Below are 2,350 nucleotides of genomic sequence, written 5' to 3'. Positions count from 1 at the left end.
ATGCGTCCCTCGTGCTCTAAGACGGTAATATTTTCGCGGCACAGCATTTGTGCAGCTTCTTCATTGTCCAGCGTGACCAGATAAACTCGGCGTTCGGTTTTGCGCAAATCCTCCAGAGAAGATACGGTAGCAAGATGTCCCCTTTTGAGGATGCCGATGCGATCACAGGTCTTTTCCACTTCGCTGAACCGATGAGAAGACATGAGAATGGTTTTTCCCTTTTTCTTTTCTTCCAAAATCAAATCGATAAATGCGTGCTGCATGAGAAGATCCAGACTTGCCGTCGGCTCATCCAGAATGACGATATTGGGATCATGCATAAAGGCACAGACTAAGGCGAGCTTCTGTCTGTCACCCTTGGACATGCGGCGAATCGGCTGCTTGAGATCCAATTCAAAGCGATCGGTCAATTCCTTGATGCGTCCGCGTCCCTTCATGCCGCGGTAACGAGCGAGAAAGTTGACGAAGGATTTGCCGCTCATTTCCGGAAACAGCGAAATATCTCCGGGAAGATACCCGAGAGTCTGTTGGATGACAGAGGCAGAAGTAAAGCAGTCGCGGCCTTCTATCTGACAAGAGCCGGAAGCAGGACGGACAAACCCCATCAAATGCCGAATTGTCGTTGTCTTGCCCGAAGCGTTTGGACCGAGAAAACCAAAGACTTCTCCGGCGTTGACGGAAAACGTTACATCAAATATACCGTGCCCGTGCCCGTAATCGCAGGTCAGGCCATTGACATCTATGCTGTTCATGAAAAACCTCCTTTATATAAAAACGAAACAGATAAGCAATAGAACGGTTCTATTATACTGGATTCTGCCGCGCGGGAAAAGACCTCTTTCGGCAGAAGTTCGGAAAAATGGCAGATATTGCGGAAAAACAGCAGATATGGCCGATGAAATACGCGAGAAGATGGGAAATTCTTTGTGAATATTTCACAAGAAAATAAGAAGAATTTTGTTCAGATAACAGAAAGATTACAAAGATTACAATTCGGTTACGCAAACGCCGGAATTTATGCTATACTAGGTATCGGTAATTCTGGTAAATGATAGGAGGAATTCCATTGAATTTTCACTTGCCAAAGAAAAAGATGATTTCTGCGGTGCTGTGCAGCTCGATGATGCTTTCTGTGGGCGTGCCGGCATTCGCATTTAGTGATAGCTCGATTGCAGCAGAAGTATTTGAGGAAACACCGGTTGTCACCAATCAGACTCTCGTGGATGCCAGCGCGGATTTGTCGCAAAGCCCGTATGTGCTTCAGCGTCTCGGCCTGATTGCCGGTGATGACAAGGGCGATTTGATGCTGGAGAAAGTCGGTACACGTGCAGAAGCACTGACGCTGTTTATCAACATACAGGGTGAGCAGGCTGACGCGTGCGCGGTTGACTATTCGTATCCGTTTACGGATATTCCGGACTGGTTCCATTGGTTTGCTGGCTATGGTGTCTTCCGCAGCTACACCGGCGGCATCAGTCCAACGGAGTTTGGCTCGTATAATACGGTGACTCCGGAGCAGTACATGACATTTATCCTCCGAGCACTGAACTATGTGTGTGGAGAAGACTTTACTTGGGATCGCTCGCTGGATAAGGCGGTTGAAATCGGTCTGTGCACACAGGCGCAGGCAGATGATTGGAAGAATGGACAGTTCCGCCGTCAGGAGATTATGGAAATCTCTTATATGGCACTCAATACCAAGTTAAAAGACAGCGACAGTACGTTGACCGATAAGCTCATTGCAAAGGGCAAGGTTACACCGGAACAGGCGCGAGAAGAACAGCTGGCCTTCGGTGTTGTCTATCAGGCAAAGCAGGAACAGAATAACTCTTCTCCGATTACCTGCACCAATCTGCCGGACGGCAGCTATGAGCTGCACAGCGCAGAGAACAACCGCGTGGTGACGGCTTCTGCCAATAAGCAGGCAGCCCTCTCACTGGCAGCAGACAAGAACGGCAGCGATCAGCAGTTCACGTTCGTCAAGAACAGTGACGGCAGCTTCCGTATCGCCAGCACGGCGAATAAAAACCTTGTGGTTGACACCAATCCGACGAGCGGAGCAAACGCTTTGCTGTGGACGCAGAACGGCACGATCTGCCAGAACTTTGTGGCAGTCGGCGAAGCGAGTGGTGCCTATTCCGTGCGTTTGGCGAGCAATCCGAGCATGGCGCTGACGGCATCCGGATCTCGTGTGGTGCTCGGTGCATACACTGGCAGCGCGGCACAGCAGTGGAAGCTGTCTGATAATTCGGAAGATACAGCGGCAGCTTCTGCCAAGCTGGCTTCTATCATGACGGTACATCCGAATGGCAAGAATCTGGGAAGCAGCTACTCGTTTGCTGGCGCAAGT

General features: G+C 50.0%; 2 protein-coding genes. One reads left to right on the top strand and one right to left on the bottom strand.

Features of this window, described 5'->3' with window-relative positions; genetic code table 11:
• Window positions 1-752, bottom strand: a 752-nt coding sequence (locus ACR0P9_RS11230) for an ABC transporter ATP-binding protein (RefSeq protein ID WP_432620182.1), incomplete at its 3' end; no start/stop codon positions are given.
• A 314-nt stretch (window positions 753-1,066) separates the two neighbouring features.
• On the opposite strand from ACR0P9_RS11230, the gene ACR0P9_RS11225 reads away from it, so the two are divergent.
• On the top strand, window positions 1,067-2,350 hold a 1,284-nt coding region (locus tag ACR0P9_RS11225; RefSeq protein WP_432620180.1), incomplete at its 3' end, for an RICIN domain-containing protein.

The sequence above is a fragment of the Butyricicoccus sp. genome (assembly GCF_050872565.1).
GTDB lineage: Bacteria > Bacillota > Clostridia > Oscillospirales > Butyricicoccaceae > Butyricicoccus_A.
This window is presented reverse-complemented; position numbering and strand designations above follow the sequence as displayed.